Annotated in this window: 20 protein-coding genes and 1 pseudogene; 14 read left to right on the plus strand and 7 right to left on the minus strand. The window is 70.9% G+C overall.

Annotated features, from left to right (window positions below; genetic code table 11):
- The first annotated feature begins 190 nt into the window (after nt 1–190).
- Nucleotides 191–487, plus strand: a complete 297-nt coding sequence (locus AB0B89_RS13840; RefSeq protein WP_114029663.1) for a WhiB family transcriptional regulator — start codon at nt 191–193, stop codon at nt 485–487.
- 134 nt (nt 488–621) lie between these two features.
- Here the strand turns inward: AB0B89_RS13840 and AB0B89_RS13845 are convergent, their stop codons facing one another.
- Complete coding sequence (locus AB0B89_RS13845; RefSeq protein WP_358552111.1) at nt 622–1,722, minus strand: ArsA family ATPase; 1,101 nt, start codon at nt 1,720–1,722, stop codon at nt 622–624.
- A gap of 71 nt (nt 1,723–1,793) precedes the next feature.
- On the minus strand, nt 1,794–2,798 hold the full coding sequence (locus AB0B89_RS13850; RefSeq protein WP_358552076.1) for an ArsA-related P-loop ATPase: 1,005 nt from the start codon (nt 2,796–2,798) through the stop codon (nt 1,794–1,796).
- A 456-nt stretch (nt 2,799–3,254) separates the two neighbouring features.
- On the opposite strand from AB0B89_RS13850, the gene AB0B89_RS13855 reads away from it, so the two are divergent.
- From AB0B89_RS13855 to AB0B89_RS13870, 4 genes are read left to right on the plus strand one after another with little or no spacing between them, the layout of a single operon-like run.
- Nucleotides 3,255–3,410, plus strand: coding sequence for a DUF4177 domain-containing protein (locus AB0B89_RS13855; protein ID WP_214410020.1), 156 nt, complete (start codon nt 3,255–3,257; stop codon nt 3,408–3,410).
- Nucleotides 3,407–3,868, plus strand: coding sequence for a RidA family protein (locus AB0B89_RS13860; protein ID WP_358552079.1), 462 nt, complete (start codon nt 3,407–3,409; stop codon nt 3,866–3,868). Before AB0B89_RS13855 ends, AB0B89_RS13860 begins: the two co-directional genes overlap by 4 nt.
- A 52-nt stretch (nt 3,869–3,920) precedes the next feature.
- On the plus strand, nt 3,921–4,841 hold the full coding sequence (locus tag AB0B89_RS13865; protein ID WP_358552081.1) for an NUDIX hydrolase: 921 nt from the start codon (nt 3,921–3,923) through the stop codon (nt 4,839–4,841).
- Complete coding sequence (locus AB0B89_RS13870; protein WP_358552083.1) at nt 4,838–5,635, plus strand: MBL fold metallo-hydrolase; 798 nt, start codon at nt 4,838–4,840, stop codon at nt 5,633–5,635. The genes AB0B89_RS13865 and AB0B89_RS13870 overlap by 4 nt, the downstream gene beginning before the upstream one ends.
- Here AB0B89_RS13870 and AB0B89_RS13875 read toward each other — a convergent pair.
- On the minus strand, nt 5,617–6,297 hold the full coding sequence (locus AB0B89_RS13875; protein WP_358552085.1) for a Crp/Fnr family transcriptional regulator: 681 nt from the start codon (nt 6,295–6,297) through the stop codon (nt 5,617–5,619). The two genes, AB0B89_RS13870 and AB0B89_RS13875, sit on opposite strands and share 19 nt — an antisense overlap.
- 128 nt (nt 6,298–6,425) lie before the next feature.
- On the opposite strand from AB0B89_RS13875, the pseudogene AB0B89_RS13880 reads away from it, so the two are divergent.
- Together AB0B89_RS13880 and AB0B89_RS13885 are read left to right on the plus strand one after the other, a co-directional pair.
- Nucleotides 6,426–6,854 (plus strand): annotated as a pseudogene (locus AB0B89_RS13880) (endonuclease III); the annotation flags it as partial.
- A gap of 666 nt (nt 6,855–7,520) precedes the next feature.
- The gene (locus AB0B89_RS13885) at nt 7,521–8,132 is read left to right on the plus strand and encodes a methyltransferase domain-containing protein (RefSeq protein ID WP_358552087.1); all 612 of its coding nucleotides are present in this window, start codon (nt 7,521–7,523) and stop codon (nt 8,130–8,132) included.
- Nucleotides 8,133–8,258: 126 nt separating this feature from the next.
- Here the strand turns inward: AB0B89_RS13885 and AB0B89_RS13890 are convergent, their stop codons facing one another.
- Together AB0B89_RS13890 and AB0B89_RS13895 are read right to left on the minus strand one after the other, a co-directional pair.
- Nucleotides 8,259–8,900: a TIGR04282 family arsenosugar biosynthesis glycosyltransferase gene (locus AB0B89_RS13890; RefSeq protein WP_358552089.1), complete on the minus strand. Its 642-nt coding sequence runs from the start codon at nt 8,898–8,900 to the stop codon at nt 8,259–8,261.
- Entirely contained in the window at nt 8,897–9,553 is a 657-nt protein-coding gene (locus tag AB0B89_RS13895; protein ID WP_358552091.1) for a glycosyltransferase family 2 protein, read from the minus strand. The genes AB0B89_RS13890 and AB0B89_RS13895 overlap by 4 nt, the downstream gene beginning before the upstream one ends.
- 93 nt (nt 9,554–9,646) lie before the next feature.
- Between AB0B89_RS13895 and AB0B89_RS13900 the strand changes: the two genes are divergently transcribed.
- Nucleotides 9,647–11,065: a hypothetical protein gene (locus AB0B89_RS13900; protein ID WP_358552093.1), complete on the plus strand. Its 1,419-nt coding sequence runs from the start codon at nt 9,647–9,649 to the stop codon at nt 11,063–11,065.
- Between the two features lie 89 nt (nt 11,066–11,154).
- Here AB0B89_RS13900 and AB0B89_RS13905 read toward each other — a convergent pair whose 3' ends face one another.
- Complete coding sequence (locus tag AB0B89_RS13905) at nt 11,155–12,141, minus strand: NAD-dependent epimerase/dehydratase family protein (protein WP_358552095.1); 987 nt, start codon at nt 12,139–12,141, stop codon at nt 11,155–11,157.
- Nucleotides 12,142–12,566: 425 nt separating this feature from the next.
- Between AB0B89_RS13905 and AB0B89_RS13910 the strand changes: the two genes are divergently transcribed.
- The 5 genes from AB0B89_RS13910 to AB0B89_RS13930 all read left to right on the plus strand — a co-directional run bounded on the left by AB0B89_RS13910 (nt 12,567) and on the right by AB0B89_RS13930 (nt 18,255).
- Nucleotides 12,567–13,919 (plus strand): molybdopterin-dependent oxidoreductase, encoded by a 1,353-nt coding sequence (locus AB0B89_RS13910; RefSeq protein ID WP_358552097.1) that lies wholly within the window; start codon nt 12,567–12,569, stop codon nt 13,917–13,919.
- Nucleotides 13,920–13,936: 17 nt separating this feature from the next.
- Nucleotides 13,937–14,434, plus strand: a complete 498-nt coding sequence (locus AB0B89_RS13915; RefSeq protein ID WP_358552099.1) for a hypothetical protein — start codon at nt 13,937–13,939, stop codon at nt 14,432–14,434.
- Nucleotides 14,431–16,284: a glycoside hydrolase family 15 protein gene (locus AB0B89_RS13920; protein ID WP_358552101.1), complete on the plus strand. Its 1,854-nt coding sequence runs from the start codon at nt 14,431–14,433 to the stop codon at nt 16,282–16,284. Before AB0B89_RS13915 ends, AB0B89_RS13920 begins: the two co-directional genes overlap by 4 nt.
- A 262-nt stretch (nt 16,285–16,546) precedes the next feature.
- Nucleotides 16,547–17,314, plus strand: a complete 768-nt coding sequence (gene nth / locus AB0B89_RS13925; protein WP_358552103.1) for an endonuclease III — start codon at nt 16,547–16,549, stop codon at nt 17,312–17,314.
- A gap of 290 nt (nt 17,315–17,604) precedes the next feature.
- Complete coding sequence (locus tag AB0B89_RS13930) at nt 17,605–18,255, plus strand: CoA pyrophosphatase (protein WP_358552105.1); 651 nt, start codon at nt 17,605–17,607, stop codon at nt 18,253–18,255.
- Between the two features lie 136 nt (nt 18,256–18,391).
- Here the strand turns inward: AB0B89_RS13930 and AB0B89_RS13935 are convergent, their stop codons facing one another.
- Entirely contained in the window at nt 18,392–19,006 is a 615-nt protein-coding gene (locus tag AB0B89_RS13935) for a HEAT repeat domain-containing protein (RefSeq protein ID WP_358552107.1), read from the minus strand.
- 355 nt (nt 19,007–19,361) lie between these two features.
- Here AB0B89_RS13935 and AB0B89_RS13940 point away from each other — a divergent pair.
- On the plus strand, nt 19,362–19,848 hold a 487-nt coding region (locus AB0B89_RS13940; protein ID WP_358552109.1), incomplete at its 3' end, for a CvpA family protein.

Below are 19,848 nucleotides of genomic sequence, written 5' to 3' on the forward strand. Positions count from 1 at the left end.
GGGGAGGACTAGTCATTCCCGGCCACATGGCCTGACATGACCATGTGGGAAATTGACCCGGCCGGGGTCTGTCGGTCCGAACGTCTGGTTGCGTACGTTCTCCTCTGCGGCAACTGAATAAGGAGGCTCGACGCCCGCGCCCGTCGGCCGCCAAGTGACGACTGACCACCTATAGGGGAGTGGGGTCGAAATGTGGATCACGGATTGGACCTCCCGTGCCGCCTGTCGGGGCGCGGATCCTGACGCGTTGTTCGTTCAGGGTGCCGCCCAGAACAGGGCGAAGCTCATCTGCCGAGGATGCCCGGTCCGTACCGAATGCCTCGCGGATGCACTGGACAATCGCATCGAGTTCGGGGTGTGGGGCGGGATGACCGAGCGCGAGCGGCGTGCGCTGCTCAGGCGACGGCCGGATGTGACGTCTTGGCGTGACCTGCTAGAGGTCGCCAAGGAAGAGTACGAGCGGACCAACGAGCTGATTGCCGGCTGAGTTCAGGGGCTGGGGCGGTGTCCGTCTCATGCCCGCTATCACGACGCGAGGGGCCATGCACGGGCCCCTCGATCGCGTCCCTGGGTCACCTGCGTGGTAGTTCACGAGGTTGCACGGCTGTGGCGGGAGCCACTTCATGACGCCAGGAGTTCACCGATCTTGCGCAGGCCTTCGAGATCGTGCACGTCCTCCGGCATCGCGAGTACTTGGGCGATCGGCACTGTGGGGTGGGCCGAAGCGAAGTGCTCCTGCTCCCTATGCTCGCGCGCGGCGAGCTGCATACGTCCGGCGTGAAGCCGCAGCACGGCGGACGTCAGTTCGTGTTCACCACGTGATTCGAGATCCTCCGCGGCCGCCGTGCTGCGGGCGGCCGAGAGGGCCGGCGCCGGGGACCGATGGACCCGGTTGATCACCAGGCCGGCCAGGGGCATGCGCTCCTCGGCCAGTCGCTCCACGAAGTACGAGGCCTCCCGCATCGCGTCCCGTTCCGGCGCGGCCACGACGAGGAACGCGGTGCCGGGAGCCTGGAGCAGCCTGTACGTCTGGTCGGCGCGCTGCCTGAACCCGCCGAAGACGGCGTCGAGGGCCGCGACGAACGTCTGGATGTCCTTGAGGAACTGGGCGCCCAAGATCTTCGTCAGCGCGCCCGCGACAAGGCCGAAACCGGCGTTGAGCAGCTTGAACGCGCTCCGGCCCCCGGCCTTGGCGGGAGCCATCAGGATCCTGATGAGCCGTCCGTCGAGGAAGCGGCCGAGCCGCTCGGGCGCGTCGAGGAAGTCGAGCGCCGACCGCGACGGCGGGGTGTCGACGATGATGAGATCCCACTCGTCCGAGCGGCGGAGCTGCCCGAGCTTCTCCATCGCCATGTACTCCTGCGTCCCGGAGAAGCTCGACGACAGCGACTCGTAGAACGGGTTGGTCAGGATCTGCCGGGCTCGTTCGGGATCGGCGTGCGCCTCGATGATCTCGTCGAAGGTGCGTTTCATGTCGAGCATCATCGCGTGCAGCTCGCCGGTGCCACCGACCCCGGCGACCACACGCGGCGTGTTGTCGAGCTCGGTGAGCCCCATCGACTGGGCCAGGCGCCGCGCGGGGTCGACCGTGAGCACCACCACGCGCCGGCCCCGTTCGGCCGCTCGGAGGCCGAGCGCCGCCGCCGTCGTGGTCTTGCCCACGCCGCCCGAGCCGCAGCACACGACGATGCGCGTGCCCGGGTCGTCGAGCACGGCGTCCATGTCGAGAACGGGCGAGGTCCCGTGGTGGCTCTGGATGGGTGACGTGCGGGGGGCCTTCCCCGTCTGAGACTTCACGCTGCTCCCTGGGAACGGATGGCTTCCGCCAGCTCGTACAGACCGGCCAGGTCGGCGCCGTCGGCGAGCAACGGCAGCTCGTAGTGGGGGGCCTTCGCCTCCGCGAGCGCCTGCCTCTCACGGCGCTCCAGGTGGTTGCGCTGGGCGTGCTCGGAGATCTCCTCCGTGAGCGCCTCGGCGATCGCGGACGCGTCGGACGTGCCGTCGGCGATGCCCGCGGCCTTCAGGCCGAGCGCCAGCTCACCGGGGTCGAACCGGTCTTTCATGGCGGCGTCGAGGGTGGCCTCGGGCAGCAGCTCGGGACGGACCATGTTGATGAAGACGCCGCCCACGGGCAGCTTGGCGGCGCGGAGGTTGTCGATGCCGTCCAGCGTCTCCTGGACCGGCATCTCCTCCAGCAGCGTGACGAAGTGCACGGCGGTCTCCGGCGAGGCGACCACGCCGCGTACCAGGTCGGCGTGGTTCTTCACCGGGCCGATGCGGGCGAGCCCCGCCACTTCCAGCGTCACGTTGAGGAACCTGGTGATACGACCGGTGGGTGGCGCGTCCATGACGACGGCGTCATACGCCCGCCTTCCGGACTTGTCGCGACGTCGTACGGCCTCACTGGTCTTGCCGGTCACGAGCACGTCCCGCAGACCGGGGGCGATGGTCGTGGCGAAGTCGACCAGGCCGATCTTGTTCAGTGCCTTGCCGGCCCGCTTCATGCCGTAGAACATCTCGACGTATTCGAGCATGGCCTCTTCGGGGTCGATGGCGAGCGCGTACACGTCGCCGCCGCCCGGTGCCACGGCGATCTTCCGCTCCTCGTACGGCAGGGGCGGGGTGTCGAAGACCTGGGCGATGCCCTGACGGCCCTCCACCTCCACGAGCAGCACCTTCCGGCCACCCGCCGCCAGGGCGAGGGCCAGCGCGGCTGCCACCGTCGTCTTTCCGGTGCCACCCTTGCCGGTGACGACATGAAGTCGTACGCCGTCCCAATCGGTGTCGCGAGCACTCACGTTCCGAAGGCTACCCAACGGTTACTTCGCGATTCGCCGTGCCCGGCTTTTGGAAGGGGCTTGCGACGCACCTCACACCCCGGCGGCCCCGGAAACGCGTTTTCCCGGGCTCCCTGACCGCCCGTGTAAAGGGAGGCCCCGACAATGGATCCCCCGCCGCGGCGACCGCTTGGGATGATCGCCGATCGGCTCCGCTCGCGCTGGCGTCACGGGGCAACGGGAACATGGGCGCGAGATCGTTCCAAGACTCCCGCCGGGTCCGCTCGAACGTTCAGATTGTGAGATTCGCCCCGTCTTCTTCGCATTGTCGATCACCGGCAAAAGGTCAATATGCGGATCGTCACAATGGCCGTGGGGCGATGCCATCGACGCAAGGGAACGCCGTGACCCATGAGGCGGGAGGGAACTGGGGGAGCACCGCCACCTGACGCCCTCACTCCCGTCTACAGTGCCACCATGAAGCGCTACGAATATTCGACGGTCCCTCTGTTGACCCATGCCACGAAGCAGATCCTGGACAACTGGGGCCAGGACGGCTGGGAGCTTGTCACGGTCATCCCGGGGCCGAACCCCGAGCAGCTCGTCGCCTACATGAAGCGGGAGAAGGAGTGAGCACGCCTGAGGAGCGCCTGGCCGAGCTGGGGCTGACCCTTCCGGAGGTCGTGAAGCCCCTGGCCGCCTATGTGCCGGCCATACGCACCGGGAACTACATCTACACCTCCGGGCAGCTGCCGATGGTCGACGGCAAGCTCGCCGTCACCGGCAAGGTGGGCGCCGAGGTGGACCCCGACCAGGCCAAGGAGCAGGCCCGCATCTGCGGGCTGAACGCCCTCGCGGCGGTGGCCTCCGTGGCCGGTGACCTGTCGCAGATCGTGCGCATCGTCAAGGTCGTCGGGTTCGTCGCGAGCGCCCCCGGCTTCACGGGGCAGCCGCACGTCGTGAACGGGGCCAGCGAGCTGCTCGGCGAGGTGCTCGGGGACGCGGGCCGTCACGCCCGCAGCGCCGTCGGCGTCGCCGCCCTGCCGCTGGACGCGTCCGTCGAGGTCGAGCTCATCGCCGAAGTGCGCTGACCGTGACACCATGGTCCAGCCGAGCTTGATTCGGTTGGATCATGGAGGTGGCATGAACGGCATCCCGCTGCCCGGCGAGTTCGGAGAGCGTGCCCGTGCGATCCTTTCGGGTGACCTCGCCCCCGTGCCCGCCAGAGACGCCGCGACCGTGGCGCTCCTACGCCCCGTCCAGGACCTCGCCGGGCCGGGGGCAACCGAGGCCGAGCCGGGAGAAGCCGGAGCCGAGCCGGGAGAAGCCGAGGCCGGGGCCGGCGGGGCGCCGGCCCTTGAGGTCTACATGATCCGGCGCAAGGCCAGCATGGCGTTCGCCGCCGGGGCGTACGTCTTCCCCGGCGGCTCGGTCGACCCCCGTGACGCCGACCAGACGGTCGCCTGGGCCGGGCCGGCCCCCGAGACCTGGGGTGCGATCTTCGGAGCCGACACCAGCACCGCCCGCGGCCTGGTCTGCGCTGCCGTACGGGAGACCTTCGAGGAGTCCGGGGTCCTGCTGGCAGGGCCGAGCGCGGACACGGTCGTCGCCGACACCACGGGCGACGACTGGGAGGCCGACCGCGAGGCGCTGATCGACCGGCGCCTGTCGCTCGGTGAGTTCCTGAACAACCGAGGGCTGGTCCTGCGTGCCGACCTGCTCAGGCCCTGGTCGCACTGGATCACGCCGGACGTCGAGCACAAGCGGTTCGACACGCGGTTCTTCGTGGCCGCCATGCCTCCTGGCCAGCGCACGCGCGACGTGGGCGGCGAGGCCGACGAGGTCGCGTGGCTCCGTCCGGCGCGGGCGCTCGGCCGGGCGAAGGAGGGGCAGATCTTCCTCATGCCCCCGACGATCCGTACGCTGACCGAGTTGGCGGCGTATGACGATGTCGCCGCCGTGCTGGCGTGCGAGCGCGAGATCGTGACCTTCCAGCCCCGGGTCGCCGAGGTGGACGGCGCGATGTGGCTGGTCATCCCCGGCGAGGACTATCGAATGTCATGAGTGGTCTCCGAATCCCCCTGAGCGGCCCCGACGGGTCCGGTACGGCCCGCGCGACCAACCTGCTCGCGCCCAACGCGTCCCCGATGACCCTGGACGGCACGAACACCTGGGTCATCGGCGAGCCCGGTGCGGAGGCCGTGGTGGTCGTGGACCCCGGTCCCGACGACGAGGACCACCTTCTGCGGGTGGCCGGCCACCTCGCGGGCAGGCGGGTGGAGGCGATCCTCCTCACGCACGGGCACGAGGACCACAGCGGCGGAGCCAGGCGGTTCGCCGAGATCACCGGCGCCCGGGTACGGGCCCTGGACCCCCGGCACGTTCTCGGGGACGAGGGGCTCGCGGACGGGGACGTGGTGACGGCGGGCGGCCTTGAGCTCAGGGTCGTCGGCACGCCGGGCCACTCGTTCGACTCGCTGTGCTTCTGGCTGCCGGTCGACGGGGCCATGCTGACCGGGGACACGATCCTCGGCCGGGGGACCACGGTGATCGCGCCCGATGGCGATCTGGCCGACTACCTGCGCAGCCTCGACCGCCTGCGGGCGAGTGCCGAGATCATGGCGGCCACGGCCCTGCTGCCGGGTCACGGGCCCGTCCTGCCGGAGCCGATCGCGGCGCTGGACGGTTATATCGCCCACCGGCGCGAGCGCCTTGACCAGATCAGGCGGGCCCAGCGCGAGGGTGCCACCACGCCGCGAGAGATCGTACGGGTCGTCTACGCCGGGCTGTCCGAGGAACTGTGGCCCGCGGCGGAGATGTCCGTGCGGGCGCAGCTCGCCTACCTCGAACGGTTGTAGAGGCGGTCGGCGTCCATGATGACGACGGCCTTGGCCTCGATGCGCAGCCAGCCGCGCTGGGCGAAGTCGGCGAGCGCCTTGTTGACGGTCTCGCGGGAGGCGCCGACGTACTGGGCCAGCTCCTCCTGAGTGAGGTCGTGATGGACCCGCAGGCCCTCCTCGGTGCGCTGCCCGAAGCGCTCGGCGAGGTCGAGCAGCGCCTTGCCGACCCGGCCGGGCACGTCGGTGAAGACGAGGTCGGCCATCACGTCGTTGGTGCGGCGCAGCCGCTGCGCGAGGGCACGGAGCAGGTGGAGGGCGACCTCCGGACGTCCGGTGAGCCAGGGCCGCAGGTCGTCGTGGCCGAGCCCGGCCAGGCGCACATCGGTCAGGGCGATCGCGCTGGCCGTACGGGGTCGCGGGTCGAACAGGGACAGCTCTCCGAACATCTCACTCGGGCCGAGCACGCTGAGCAGGTTCTCGCGGCCGTCGGGGGCCGTGCGGATTAATTTGATCTTGCCGTCCAGCACGACGTAGAGCCTGTCGCCCGTCTCTCCCTCGCTGAAAAGCGTCTGCCCCTTGTGGAGCTCCACCTCCGAGATGCCCGTACGGAGCGCGGCCGCGCTCTCACGGTCGAGCGCGGAGAACAAAGGGGCCCTGCCCAGCACTTCGTCGGTATTCACGGTGCCTCCTCGCTCCAGTGGTCGCGCCAACACGACTGCGCTCCACACCTGGGATCGCGCTCACTGCTAGACATTGTGACGTACCGCACCAAGCGGGTCTCATGGAGCCCGTCCGCGTAGGCTGTCGGATGCCCCGCAAAGTAACCTCCGCTGGGGAGTCCCGGCTCGCCTTGGTGCGCCGAGCTCGGCGAATGACCCGAATCCCGGCGGGAGCCTACCCCGACGCCCACTGCGAACTCGACTTCGGCAACCCGCTGGAGCTGCTGGTCGCAACGATCCTCTCAGCGCAGTGTACGGACAAAAGAGTCAATCTGGTTACTCCGGCACTTTTTGCCAAGTACCGGACGGCTGCTGACTATGCCGGCGCCGACATGGCCGAGCTGGAGGAGATCATCCGCTCGACCGGATTCTTCCGGGCGAAGGCGAACAGCATCATGGGCATGGCGCAGGCTCTGTGCGACCGCTACGGCGGCGAGGTGCCCGGCAAGCTCAAGGAGCTCGTCACCCTGCCGGGGGTCGGCAGGAAGACCGCCAACGTGGTGCTCGGCAACGCGTTCGTCCCGCCCAAGGCAACATGAAAGCGCCGGATCCTCCAGGGAGAAAGTCCTCCCGCTGAACTCGGCGAACACGGAGAAGGCCGCTTCGCCGACGGTGGCGGCCGTGGAAGGTCGGAGCGGCTTCACCGCCCAGTCGGGGGTGGCGGAGCTCTTGACCAGTGAGCTGGGTCTGGCTCGGCTCACGAAGCTGTTCGAAGCGGCGTGGATCTCTGCGGTTCACCTGAGACGAACGGGTTCCCTTCGACCACGACGCAGCCGAGCGCGAAATCAGGATGATCAAGCGATGTCCGCTGCGCGACCCGGCGAAGGAATGGTCCCTGTGGGATATGTATACATCGGTTTGAAGGGTTTTATGCGAAGCATTTCAGGTGTGCCGATCCTGCTATTCACTGCGAATGTGCCAAAGGCCAGGACCCACGCCTGCGGTGATGCGTCTTAGCTGGTCAGGACACCTTCACTGCGATCGGCGGCCCCGGCATCACGTCACAGGCCCGTAAGAGTCAACGAGTGCATTCCGCTGTAGCGTCGGAGTGTGATCGATCATTTCGCCATGAGCGGTCGTCCGCCGCGTTCGCCCGCGGCATGCGAGCCGGCTAACGACAATCGCGGCGGTTCTGGTTTTCCCGGCTTTCCGGCCACGGGATCCGGCGAACGGGGAGACGCCGCGTGATCGGCGCCTTCTATGAGGACGCGTTGATGGGAGGGGACGTGGACGTCGAGTACTCCGACGGACGGGTCCGGCCCCTGGCCGCCGAGCGGTGGTTGCGGCCGATCGAGGGTGACGGGGCACTGCTGGCCAGGTGCGGCGGGCCGACGCTCGACGTCGGTTCCGGGCCCGGCCGGCTGACCGCGGCCCTGGCCCGGATGGGCGTGCCGGTCCTTGGCATCGACATCACCCCGCTGGCGGTGACGCTGACGCGGCGCGCGGGCGGGCCGGCGCTGCGCAGAAGCGTCTTCGAGTGGCTGCCCGGCACCGGCCGCTGGGCCGTGGCGCTGCTGGCCGACGGGAACATCGGAATCGGTGGCGACCCGGCGGCCCTGCTGCGCCGGCTCCGCGAGCTGGTACGGCCCGGCGGCGCGGTGATCGCCGAGCTGGCGCCGCCCGGGTCGCGGAGCGGAGTGGAGTGGGTGCGGCTGCGTCGCGGCGGGCGGGCGGCCGACTGGTTTCCCTGGGCGACGGTCTCCGCCGACGACATCGGACCGCTCGCCCGCAGCTGTGGCTTCCCTTCCGCGGATCAGTGGAACGAGGCGGGACGATGGTTCGCCACCCTGACCTGAAGAACCCGGAGAACCCGGAGAACCCGCAGGACCCGAGACGATCCCTCTGCTCCTGGCCAAGCTGTGGACCGAGGACGACGTCCGTCGCCTGCGCACCGAGCCGTTCAGCCCGCCTCCCCGTCATGGTCAGTGCGCGGCCATGCTCATGCGCACGGCGTCCAGCGTCGCGGCGAACCTGGTGCCGGGGGCCTGCGCGGCGACGTGGAGGGCGTCGGCGAAGGTGTCGACGTCGTGCAGTTCGGGCAGCAGGGCCAGGCGCAGCCCGGCCTGGCGCAAGCGCTTGAGCTGGGCCGCTCCGGTGCCCGGTCGTGACATGGGCACGCCGAGTAGCAGCGCGGGGTCGGGGCGGCGCAGGCCGAGGAGCCAGAAGCCCCCGTCCGCGGCGGGACCGTACACCGCGTCATGCTCGGTCAGCGCGTCGGCGGCGGCTTCGAGCAGGGACGGGGTGAGCTGGGGGGTGTCCATCCCGACGAGCACGGTCGGCACGGGGTGCAGCCCGTGGGCGTCGGTGAAGGCGGCCGCGAGCCGCTCGTCCAACCCACGCCCGCGTTGCGGGATCACCGTGAAACCGGGAGGCAACCAGGGCCCTGGCAGCCCTTGGAGGGCGAGGACCTGGTGCGGCGCGCACGTCGCGGCCACTGTGTGCAGGGTGTCCTCCAGGGCGGCGGCCGCGAGCCGGGCGGCCTGTTCCTCGGTGCAGGGCGGGCAGAGCCGGGTCTTGACCTGGCCGGGTACCGGCTCCTTGGCGATGACCAGGATCTGCGTCACGCGGTCTCCCTGATGACCCGCCGCATGTCGCCGATGGCGCGCACGGTGCCGCGTACCGTGCCGGTGACCTTGGAGCGGCCCGCGCGCGGAAGGTAGTCCACCTCGGCCTCGGCGATCCGCCAGCCGTCCGCGGCGGCGCGCAGCACCATCTCCAGCGGGTAGCCGAACCTGCGGTCACGCAGGGCCAGGGCGAGGAGCCCGGTGCGGCGGGCCGCGCGCATCGGGCCGAGGTCGTGCAACGCGGCCCCGGTGCGGCGGCGCAGCCGGTGGGCCAGCAGGGCGTTGGCGGCGCGCGCGTGCGGCGGCCAGGCGCCGGGCGACCGGGCGATCCGCCGGCCGAGCATCAGGTCGGCGTCTCCGGCTCCTACGGGCCCGGTCACCCTGGGCAGTTGCCGCGGGTCGAGGGAGGCGTCGGCGTCCATGAAGGCGACGATGTCCGAAGTCGCGGCCAGCAGCCCGGCGTGGCAGGCGGCGCCGAAACCGCGCCGCGGCTCCACGATCACCCGGGCCCCAAGGCCGGTGGCGATCTTCACCGAGTCGTCTGCCGACCCGTTGTCCACCACGATGGGCCGGTAGCCGGCCGGCATGCGCTCCAGGACCCAGGGAAGCGCGGCCTCCTCGTCCAGGCACGGTAGCACCACGTCGATCTCCATGGGTCCGACGCTAAGGCAGGGCGGGCCTGAGGATTCTTACGGCGTGGTGACGCCGTCTTCAAAATAAGTGCAGCTCAGACCTACTGTTACGGTGTGGCGGAAAGATCGGGTCGGTGGACGACCGGCACGCGTACCCGTACCTGCGAGGCGGGGAACCCCGGTGGCCCCCGGACGCGCGGGGCGCTCGCCGGGTGGGGGGCGCTGATCGCCGGCTGCTTCGCGGTGGGGGCGGTCCTGCACGCGCTCGGCGTGCTGCGGATCGATCACCTGCCGCCGCTGCACGCGCACTTCCGGGTGCTCACGGTCACGCTGCTGCCGGCGGTCGCCTTCGCGGTGGTCGCCGTACGGAACCTGCCGGGATGGGCCGGGCAGGGCGGGTTCGGACGAGCCCTGCTCGTCGCCTGCGGATGCGCGCTGGCCTGGACGATCTTGCTGGCGATATCGGCCGACGGACTGGCCGCACCGTTCACTCACCGCGAGGAGTACCTAGCCGTGCTGCCCGCGGTGGGCCACGACCCGCTCGGCTGGCTGGCGACCTTCACGCAGCGGCTGCCGGAGTATCCGACGCACGTGCGCGGGCATCCGCCGCTGCCGGTGCTCGTGGTGTGGGCGCTCGCCGCCGTGGGCCTGGGCGGGCCGCTGTGGGCGGCGATCCTGGTGATCCTCGCCGGCTGCTCGGCGACGGTGGCGATCGGGCTCACCGTACGCCGCCTGGCGGGGGAGGACGCGGCCCGGCGGGTGCTACCGTACCTCGCCCTCACCCCGGCCTCGGTCTGGATCGCCACCACGATGGACGCCTTCTTCGCCGGTGTCGGCGCGTGGGGCGTCGCGCTCCTGGTGCTCGGCCGGAGCACCACGACCAGGACGTGGTACGCGGCGGGGGCGGGGGTGCTGCTCGGCGCACTGCCTTACCTCAGCTACGGGCTGGTCCCTTACCTGGTGATCCCGGCGAGCGTCGCCCTGCTCGCCCGGCTGCCGCGCCCGGCGGTGCTCGCCGCCCTGGCCGGGGCGGCGGCCGTGACGGGCCTGTTCGCGGCGGCGGGTTTCTCGTGGCTCGCCGGGGTGGCGGCCACCCACGCGGAATGGGCGGCCGACCCGGGCGCCGCCCGCCCCTACCTGTACTTCCTGGTGGCGAACCTAGCCGTCCTCGCCCTGATCACCGGCCCGGCCACGACCGCGGGCCTCGTCCACGCGGGGCGCCACCTCACCCACTGCCCGGCCGTCACCGCGGTCTGCGGGAATCCTCGTGCCCACATCCCTATGGCCGGGATCGTGGCCGCCGTGATGAACCTGGCACGCCGCCACGGGATCGCCGCCGTGGTGGCCGCGGCGCTGGTGGCGGTGCTGGCGCTGGACGTCAGCGGGGTGACGCGGGGGGAGGTGGAGCGCATCTGGGTGGCCTTCGCCGTGTGGATCGGCCTGTCGGCGGCGTACGCTCCCGGCCGCCGCATGCTCGCCGCGCAGGCTTTGACCGGTCTGCTGCTGCAAGGGCTGGTCGCATCTCCCTGGTGACCGGGGCCATCCCTCTCACGTCGCCGACACGATCCGCGACCCGGCGTGACGCCTTCTTCGTCGCCCCGCCGGGACCTCACATGGGCGAGTCAGGCAAGAGGAGCGCCGGCGAACTCCTTCATGCCCTCGGCGAAGGTGGTGCGCGCCCGGAAGCCGAGTTCCTCGGAGGCCCGGACGGGTGAGGCCACGATGTGCCGGACGTCGCCGAGCCGGTACTCGCCGGTGAGGACGGGATCCGGGCCGCCCCGCTCGGCGGCGAGCGCGGCGGCCATCTCGCCGACCGTGCGCGGCTCGCCGCTGGCGATGTTGTACGCGGCCAGGGCTCCCGGCGTGCCGCCGGACAGGGCGGCGAGGTTGGCCCGGGCGACGTCGCGGACGTGCACGAAGTCGCGCCTTTGCCGGCCGTCCTCGAAGACCCTCGGCGCGCGTCCCGCCTCCAGCGAGGACCGGAAGATCGCCGCCACGCCGGAGTAGGGCGTGTCCCTGGGCATCCTCGGCCCGTAGACGTTGTGGTAGCGCAACGCGACCGCCGTGCCGCCGGTCTCCCTCGCCCAGTTGGCGGACAGGTGCTCCTGGGCGAGCTTGGTGGTGGCGTAGGCGTTGCGCGGGTCGGCGGGCGCGTCCTCGCCGATCGTGACGGGCGTCGCGGGGGAGCCGCACCGGGGGCAGCGCGGTTCGAACAGCCTCCGCGCCAGGTCCGCTGCGGCACGCGGGCCCGGCCGCACCCGCCCGTGCCGGGCGCACTCGTAGGCCCCCTCCCCGTAGACGACCATCGAGGACGCCAGCACCAGCCGCCCGGTACCGTGCCCGGCCATCGCCGCGAGCAGTACGGCGGTGCCATAGGCGTTGACCGACGTGTACTCCGGCAGATCGGCGACGTCCACGCCGAGCCCGACCTTGGCCGCCTGGTGCACCACCGCCTCCACACCGGGGAGCACTTGGTCCAGGACGGCGGTGTCGCGCACGTCGTCCCCGTTCCGCAGGTCGATCCCCGAGACGGCGTGCCCGGCCTCCTCCAGCGCCTCGACGACATGACTTCCGATGAACCCGGCCGAACCGGTCACGAGTACCCTCACCCGGCCGACGGTAGGCCCCATCCCACAAGCCGGGGCGCAATGGCCGAGGAGAGTTCGAAGGCCGTAAGAATTCTTGGCCGACACCGGCGGCGGCCTTTCCTGGACTCCAGACACTGAACCAGGGTGGTGGCCCACACCATCCCGGCCATGGTGGCGACTTGCCCGTCCGCGAGCACTGGAATGCGGAGGCGCTGACGAAGCTCGGTGTGTCAGGGGACGTCCGGCGCGGGTCGAGGTTCAGATGGCGGTGGCGCCGACCAGGACGCCTGCGGTCTTCCGCTGCTCCCGCTTGGGGAAAGCCATTCCCCCGGAGACGGAGTATGACGGAAAACAGGGCGTGGTCCGACTTTGACCGACGGTATTCACGGTGAGAACTGGCGGTAGGTCGGTGGCCGGCTCCTGCCTGCGCCGGCTTCGGGGGGATCATGTCGGATGCGTCGGACGGGCGCCGTCACCATCAGGGTCGGTCTGCGGCAAGCAGGCCCGGCGCGCGGCTGAGGGCGTACCTGCGGGGGCAGGAGCGTCCGCCGGGCCCGTTCCGGCCGGAGTTCTGGCGCAGTCCGCTGCGTGGCCCGTGGCTGACCTCCGTGTTCGGGCTGGTGCTGCTGGTCGGGCTTCCGCTGGTGGCCATCACGGGCCTGATCTCGTACGCCGCCTATGATCCCCGGCTACCGGGCAACGACCTCACGCCGGAAAGAGGGCTGTTCGGCTTCTATCTCTTCGACTGGCCGACCAGCCCGGTCTGGCTCTACCGCGTTACCCAGGGCGTGCACGTCATCCTCGGCCTGACGCTGGTGCCGATCCTGCTGGCCAAGCTGTGGTCGGTGATCCCCAAGCTGTTCACCTGGCCGCCGACCGGCACCCCGGCGCAGACGCTCGAACGGGCCAGCCTGCTGCTCCTGGTCGGCGGCGCGGTCTTCGAGTTCGTCACCGGCATCCTCAACATCCAGCTCTTCTACGTCTTTCCCTTCTCCTTCTACCCGGCGCACCTGTACGGCGCATGGATCTTTCTGGCCGCGCTGGCGGTGCACATCGCCATCAAGCTGCCCCGGCTGCTCACATCCCTGCGATTCCGCAGCTTCCGTCAGGAACTGCGCACATCTCTGCGCGACACGCGCCCGGAACCACCTGACCCCGACGGCCTGGTCGCCGCCGCTCCCGCGCCGCCGACCATCTCACGCCGGGGCCTGCTGGCCTTCGTCGGCGGCGGCTCCCTGACCGTACTCGGCCTGTCGGCCGGGCAGACGATGGACGGCCCGCTGCGGCGTACCGCGCTGCTCGCCCCGCACGGGCGGTACTACGGGTCCGGGCCGAACGACTTCCAGGTGAACAAGACGGCGGCGAGCGTGGGCGTCGTCGCGGCCGAAACCGGGCCCGAGTGGCGGCTGACGGTGCATGGCGCCCGTCAGGTGCGGTTGTCGCGTGAGGAACTGCTGGCCATGCCGCTGTACACCTACCGGTTGCCGATCGCCTGCGTGGAGGGATGGTCCACCGAGCAGACGTGGACCGGCGTCCGGCTCACCGACTTGGCACGTTTGGGCGGGGCGGACGGCGGCGCGGGCGTCTACGTCCGCTCACTGCAGCGGGGCGGTGTGTTCAGCCACGTGTCGCTGAGCCCGGGGCAGGCGACCGATCCCCGTTCCCTGCTGGCGCTGCGGGTCAACGGCGCCGACCTGTCGCTGGACCACGGGTTCCCCGCCCGGATCATGGTGCCCAACGCCCCCGGCGTGCACAACACCAAATGGGTGCGCGAGCTCGACTTCCGGGCCCCGCCATGAGGGGCGGGATCAGTGCCATGAGGGGCAGGATCGGCGAGGCGCGCCGGCGGGCGCGAGAACGCTATGGCGCCGGTCTGTGGCACCTGTTCGCACTGTTCGCCTGCTTCGGGGTGGCCGCCTACGCCCTCACTCGTGTCATCGCCGCCGGCATCCTGCTGGGATTCCTGCTGTGGTTCCTCGGAGCCGTGATCCTGCACGATCTCGTCGTCCTTCCTCTCTACTCCGCGGCGGACCGTCGCCTACAGCGCCTCCCAGCGGTGGGCGATAGGCGACCGGGGCCGTCGGTCGACTACCTGCGGGTACCGGCGGGGCTGTCGGGGCTGCTGCTGCTCATCTGGTTCCCCCTCATCCTGCGCGCGTCCGAGTACAACTACCGGAAGGCGACGGCCCTGAGCACCGACCCGTACCTCGGCCGATGGCTGCTGGTCACCCTGGCGCTCTTCGCCGGGTCCGCACTCGTCTACGCCGTGCGGCGCGCGGCCGGCGGCCGCCTGGCCGGCAGGGCGCACCGGTGAGCACCCGGCCGATCGGCGACTACGCGATGGTGTCGGACTGCCGGTCGGCCGCCCTGGTGAGCCGCGACGGCTCGGTGGGCTGGCTGTGCCTGCCTCGCTTCGACAGCCCCGCGATCTTCGCCCAACTGCTCGATGACGATGCCGGCCACTGGGCGCTCGGTCCGGCCTGCCCGGCCGAGGTCACCCGCCGCTACGTCCCCGGCACCCTGGTGCTGGAGACCACGTTCCGTACCCGTGAGGGCACGCTGGTCCTGACGGACGCGCTCGCACTGGGCGCCGGGGAGCGTGGGCACGATCTGGGAGCGTCCTCCGCCGGGCTGGTGCTGCGGCAGGTGACCTGCGTCGAGGGCAGTGTGGCCGTGGACATGGCCTACGCGCCGCGTCCGGAGTTCGGCCTCGTCCACCCGCTGATGCAGCCCGTCCGCGGCGGTCTGATCGCGCGCGGCGGCGCGACCGCGCTGACCCTGTCCAGCCCGGTGGAGTTGCGGGTGAGCGGCTCCGTGGCGGACGCCGCCGTCACCTTGCGGGCCGGGCAGAGCCTCGGCTTCGCGCTTCAGGCCGGCTGGGCATGGGACCCCGATCCGCCGTGCCGCACCTCCCGCGAGGTACGGCGCAGGGTCAAGGACACCGTCCGGGGCTGGCGCTCCTGGTCACGGCTGCACGCGAGCTACGAAGGCCCCTGGCGCGATCTGGTCGAGCGCAGCGGCAGAGTGCTGAAGGCGATGACGTACGCTCCCACCGGGGCCATCGTCGCCGCGGTCACCACTTCCCTGCCCGAGTGCATCGGCGGGGAGCGCAACTGGGACTACCGCTACACCTGGGTCCGGGACGCCAGTTTCACCCTGCAGGCCCTGTCCACCGCCGCCTGCGAGATCGAGGAGACCGCCTTCTTCGGCTTCCTGGCCCGCGCCTCGGCCACCCAGCTCGATCGCGGCGCCGATCTGCAGATCATGTACGGCGTCGGCGGCGAACGCGACCTGAGCGAACGACGCCTGCCGCACCTGCGCGGCTGGCGCGGCAGCTCTCCGGTGCGGGTCGGCAACGACGCCTGGCGCCAGGCTCAGCTCGACGTCTACGGGGAGTTGCTGGACGCCGCCCACCAGACCTACTGTGACACCGGCCCGTTCGACCCGTTCACCCGCGCGATGCTGGTCGGGGTGGCCGAAGCCGCCGCCCGTCGCTGGCGGGAGCCGGACCAGGGCATCTGGGAGGTCCGCGGGCCCAGCCGGCACTTCACGCATTCCAAGCTGATGTGCTGGGTCGGGCTGGACCGGGCTATCGCGCTCGCTCCGCTGCTGGAGGCAGGCGGGCGCGTCGGTGACTGGACGCGCGTCCGGGAAGAGATCCGCGCCGCGATCCTGAGCCAGGCGTGGAACCCGCGGATCGGCGCCTTCACGCAGACGTTCAGCGGCACCGGCCTGGACGCCGCGCTGCTGGTGATGCCGCTGGTGGGATTCCTCGCCCCGGACGATCCACGGGTCCGGTCCACCGTGCGCGCCATCGCCACCGGCCTGAGCGACGCCCGCGGCCTCGTCCACCGCTACCACGCCGCCGACGGGCTCGCCGGACAGGAGGGCACGTTCCTGCTGTGCACCTTCTGGCTCGCGCACGCCTTGGCCCTCACCGGCGAGCGACCCGCGGCCAGAAGGGTGTTCGAGACCGCCGTCTCCTATGCCAACGACGTCGGCCTGCTCGCCGAGGAGGTCGACTCGGCCACCGGAGAGCCGATCGGCAACTTCCCGCAGGCTCTCAGCCACATCGGCCTGATCAACGCAGCCCATGCCATACGTGACACATCTCGATCTCGTAGGACGATGAGCGCGTACCCAGGTACCGGATGCAACCCCTGAACGGTGCGACATTCGTAGCGTAATGGCCTTCGATGCTCGGCGGCCCAGGCTAGTCAGTGGCGGTAGCGTCTGCTGGCGGGACAGCACTTGCCGACGGGCGCCCCGCTGTGCAGGAGCCGCCGGCGCGCCCGCACGCCGGACCGAACCAAAACCTACGCCCACCCGCCGGCACTCCAACGCCGGGAACAACCGCCGTCGAGCGCCTTGGCGGACATGGCGGAGCGCGGCGCCTGCGATGCGCCGAGGTCTTACGCTGGACGCCATGGCGACGCAGGTGGTGACCCCGGGGCAGAGGGCGAAGCGGTTCCAGAACGAGACCCGACTGGGTTTGGTGCGGCGGGCCCGCAGGATGACCCGGATCTTGGCCGAGACCTACCCCGACGCGCACTGCGAGTTGAACTTCAACACTCCGTTCGAGCTTCTGATCGCCACGGTGATGTCGGCGCAGACCACCGATGTGCGGGTGAACATGGTCACCCCGACTCTGTTCGCCAAGTATCCGACCCCTGAGGATCTGGCCGCGGCCGATCCGGAGGATGTTGAGGAGATCATCAAGTCGACCGGTTTCTTCCGGGCGAAGACGAAGGCGATCATCGGGTTGTCGGTGGCGCTGCGGGACAGGTTCGCAGGTGAGGTGCCCAGGACCTTGGTAGAGATGGTCACTTTGCCGGGGGTGGGGCGCAAGACGGCCAATGTCGTGTTGGGGAACGCACGTGATCCTAAAACGGGAGAACCCTTCGACGTGCCCGGGATCACGGTGGACACCCACTTCCAGCGGCTCACCCGCCGCTTCGGGTGGACGACGGAGACCGACCCTGTCAAGATCGAGCACGCCGTGGGCGACCTGATCCCCAAGAGCGAGTGGACGCAGATGTCCCACTATCTGATCTGGCACGGCCGCCGCATCTGCCACGCCCGCAGGCCGGCCTGTGGCGTGTGCCCGCTCGCGAGCCTGTGCCCGTCCTACGGCGAGGGCCCGACCGACCCCGCCCAGGCGTCGAAGCTCGTCCGCACCGGCCCGTTCTCATGACCGACCGGCCCGCCCCGCCGCGTCATGACCGGGGTGCCCGGCCCGTCCCGTCGCGTCCGTAATGGGGCGATCGGCCCGCCCCCTCGCGTCCGTACCGGGGCGATCGGCCCGCCCCGTCGCGTCCGTACCGGGGCGATCGGCCCGTCTCCCCGATGTGGCCGCCCCGCCCGCACCGGTCCCTGATCGGCCCGTCTCGCGGGGCCGTCGGGCGTCACGTGTCTGTGCCTCCATGGGCCATCTTGGGGAAGCAGCCGGGTGCCGCTGATGTTGCTCCCCGCAGGAGGTATCGCATGACTGCGCCCGTGCCCGGCTGGCTGAACGACCTCGCGGCCAGCGCCCCCGACCGTCCCGTCCCCGCCCCCATGCGGCCCCCGCTCGACGGCGGGCGTCACGCGGCGGTCCTGCTGCTGTTCGGCGAGTCGGCCGACGGGCCCGACGTCCTGCTCATCCAGCGCAGCGCGAAGGGGCGCAACCACGCGGGTCAGCCCGCGTTCCCCGGTGGAGGGGTGGATCCCGGCGACGGCGGCCCCGTGGGGGCCGCTCTGCGCGAGGCCGAGGAGGAGACGGGCCTCGATCCGAGCGGCGTCCACGTGATCGGCACGTTGCCGGAGCTGTACATCTGGCGGAGCGACAACCGGGTGACGCCGGTGCTGGGCTGGTGGCACACGCCGAGCACGGTGCATGCCGCCTCGCCCGACGAGGTCGAGGCGGTGGCACGCGTGCCGATGGCGGAGCTGGCCGACCCCGTCAACCGCCTGCGGCTCCGCTTCCCTGGCGGTTACACCGCCGGGCCGGCCTTCCGGGTGCGGGGCATGCTCGTCTGGGGCTTCACGGCGGGCGTGCTCGACGACGTGCTGGCGGTAACCGGGTTCGAACGGCCCTGGGACGACGACCGCATCGAGGACCTGCCACCCGAAGTCCTCAGACTCGCCCGGCGCTGACGGACCCCGGCCCCCTGCGGAAGGCTCCCGCCGAAGCCCTGCGGAAGCCCTGCGGAAGCCCTGCGGAAGCCTCCGCGGAAGGTTCCTGCGGAACCCTCTGCGCGAGGCCTGGCTCGGGGGGCCTGTTCGGGAGCCTCTACGGGAGTATCAGGCCCAGCGCCGCCCAGTCGGCCACGTCGTCGTCGGGGTCCCTGGCGAGCCGCCGCAGCGCCGCGAGCCCGGCCGGGTCCGCCGGACGTCCAAGGACGTGCGACAACGCGTACGCCGCCCCGTAACGCACGGTGGGATCCTGGTGGGTGGCCAGCTCGATCACCGACGGCAGGGCCCTCGGGTCACGCAGGTGCCCGAACGCGATCAGCACAGCGTGGAGCACCCGTACGTCGTCGTCGCCGGCGGCCAGGTAGCGCAGGACGGAGAGGGTCTTGTCGACGAACGGACGCTGCGGCGCGCCGAGCTCTCCGAGGATGTCCACGCCCAGCACCCGCTCGGCGCGGGAGTCGCTCCCACAGAGCCTCCTGGCCTCGGTGAAGGTCTCCAGATCGCCCTTCGCGTGAAGGGCGCCCACGGCCTTCCACCTGATCGGGCCGTCCGGGTCCTCGTCGTCGAGCGCGAGCGCGATCAGCTCGCCGACGCCGCGCGCTGCCAGGCCGTGGCTGGTGGGCAGGCCGGCGCCCTCCCATCGGAGAGGCGCGTGCTCGCGCGGCCTTCCTAAGCTCGGCTCCCTGACGTTCGCCGGTGTCGGTTCGAGCACGTCTTCCCACCCTTGGTGTCGTTCCTCCGTGTTCCCCGGCCTTGAGCTCCGAGGGCTTTCCGTCCCCACTTCTCGCACGTCGGCGGATTGGGATGTTCGTACGCCGGCCTGGCTGGGTTCATACGCGTCACCCGGGTTATGGCCGCTTACATTCCCTGTGCCAGGCTCGTGTGGGTTTGCCGGGCCGGGCCGGGCGCCGGTGCCGGTGCTCCCGTGGGAGCGGCCCCCGGTGCCTGTGCCCGTGCCGGGGTGCCCGTCCGTACGCCTGTCGTTCGACCCCCCGATCGATACCATGCGGCAACGATATCGAGCCAACGGGTGCACGGCCTGTGGCCGCGCTGGATACCGTTGAAGCGTGAGCGGCGATCTCCTCGACTTCATCCTGATTGTTCTCGTGATTGCCTTTGCCGTTTCCGGCTACCGGCAGGGGTTCATCATCGGGGCCTTCAGCTTCCTCGGTTTCGTCGGGGGAGGTTTTCTCGGGGTCCTGATCGCGCCGCCGATCGCGCACGCGGTCGTCAGCGCCTCCACGGAGCAGGCGTTGCTCGCCATCGTGATCGTGTTCCTGGCGGCGGTCGTCGGCCAGTTCGCGTCCTCCACGATCGGCGCGGTCGTCCGCAGCCATGTCACCTGGGAGCCCGCCCGCACGGTCGACGCGGTCGGCGGCACCTTCACCAGCGCGCTGTCCGTGCTGGTCATAGCGTGGCTGATCGGCTCGCTGCTCTCCGTCGCCCCCTTTCCATGGTTGCGGCAGCAGACCAACGGCTCGCTGCTGCTCCAGACCGTCGACACGGGTGGTCTTGCCGTTCAGCTCGATCTCAGGCCGGAATGTCATCGGACGC

Origin of the sequence: Sphaerisporangium sp. NPDC049002, from assembly GCF_040649355.1 — a bacterium.
Classification (GTDB): domain Bacteria; phylum Actinomycetota; class Actinomycetes; order Streptosporangiales; family Streptosporangiaceae; genus Sphaerisporangium.

What these genes read in the sequence shown, in the direction of transcription:
- AB0B89_RS13865 (WP_358552081.1), top strand. Translation starts at nt 3,921, where the DNA reads ATGAACGGCATCCCGCTGCCCGGCGAGTTCGGAGAGCGTGCCCGTGCG.
- AB0B89_RS13895 (WP_358552091.1), bottom strand. Translation starts at nt 9,553, where the DNA reads ATGGAGATCGACGTGGTGCTACCGTGCCTGGACGAGGAGGCCGCGCTT.
- AB0B89_RS13910 (WP_358552097.1), top strand. Translation starts at nt 12,567, where the DNA reads ATGTCGGATGCGTCGGACGGGCGCCGTCACCATCAGGGTCGGTCTGCG.
- AB0B89_RS13855 (WP_214410020.1), top strand. Translation starts at nt 3,255, where the DNA reads ATGAAGCGCTACGAATATTCGACGGTCCCTCTGTTGACCCATGCCACG.
- AB0B89_RS13840 (WP_114029663.1), top strand. Translation starts at nt 191, where the DNA reads ATGTGGATCACGGATTGGACCTCCCGTGCCGCCTGTCGGGGCGCGGAT.
- nth (WP_358552103.1), top strand. Translation starts at nt 16,547, where the DNA reads ATGGCGACGCAGGTGGTGACCCCGGGGCAGAGGGCGAAGCGGTTCCAG.
- AB0B89_RS13930 (WP_358552105.1), top strand. Translation starts at nt 17,605, where the DNA reads ATGACTGCGCCCGTGCCCGGCTGGCTGAACGACCTCGCGGCCAGCGCC.
- AB0B89_RS13915 (WP_358552099.1), top strand. Translation starts at nt 13,937, where the DNA reads ATGAGGGGCAGGATCGGCGAGGCGCGCCGGCGGGCGCGAGAACGCTAT.
- AB0B89_RS13870 (WP_358552083.1), top strand. Translation starts at nt 4,838, where the DNA reads ATGAGTGGTCTCCGAATCCCCCTGAGCGGCCCCGACGGGTCCGGTACG.
- AB0B89_RS13845 (WP_358552111.1), bottom strand. Translation starts at nt 1,722, where the DNA reads ATGGACGCCGTGCTCGACGACCCGGGCACGCGCATCGTCGTGTGCTGC.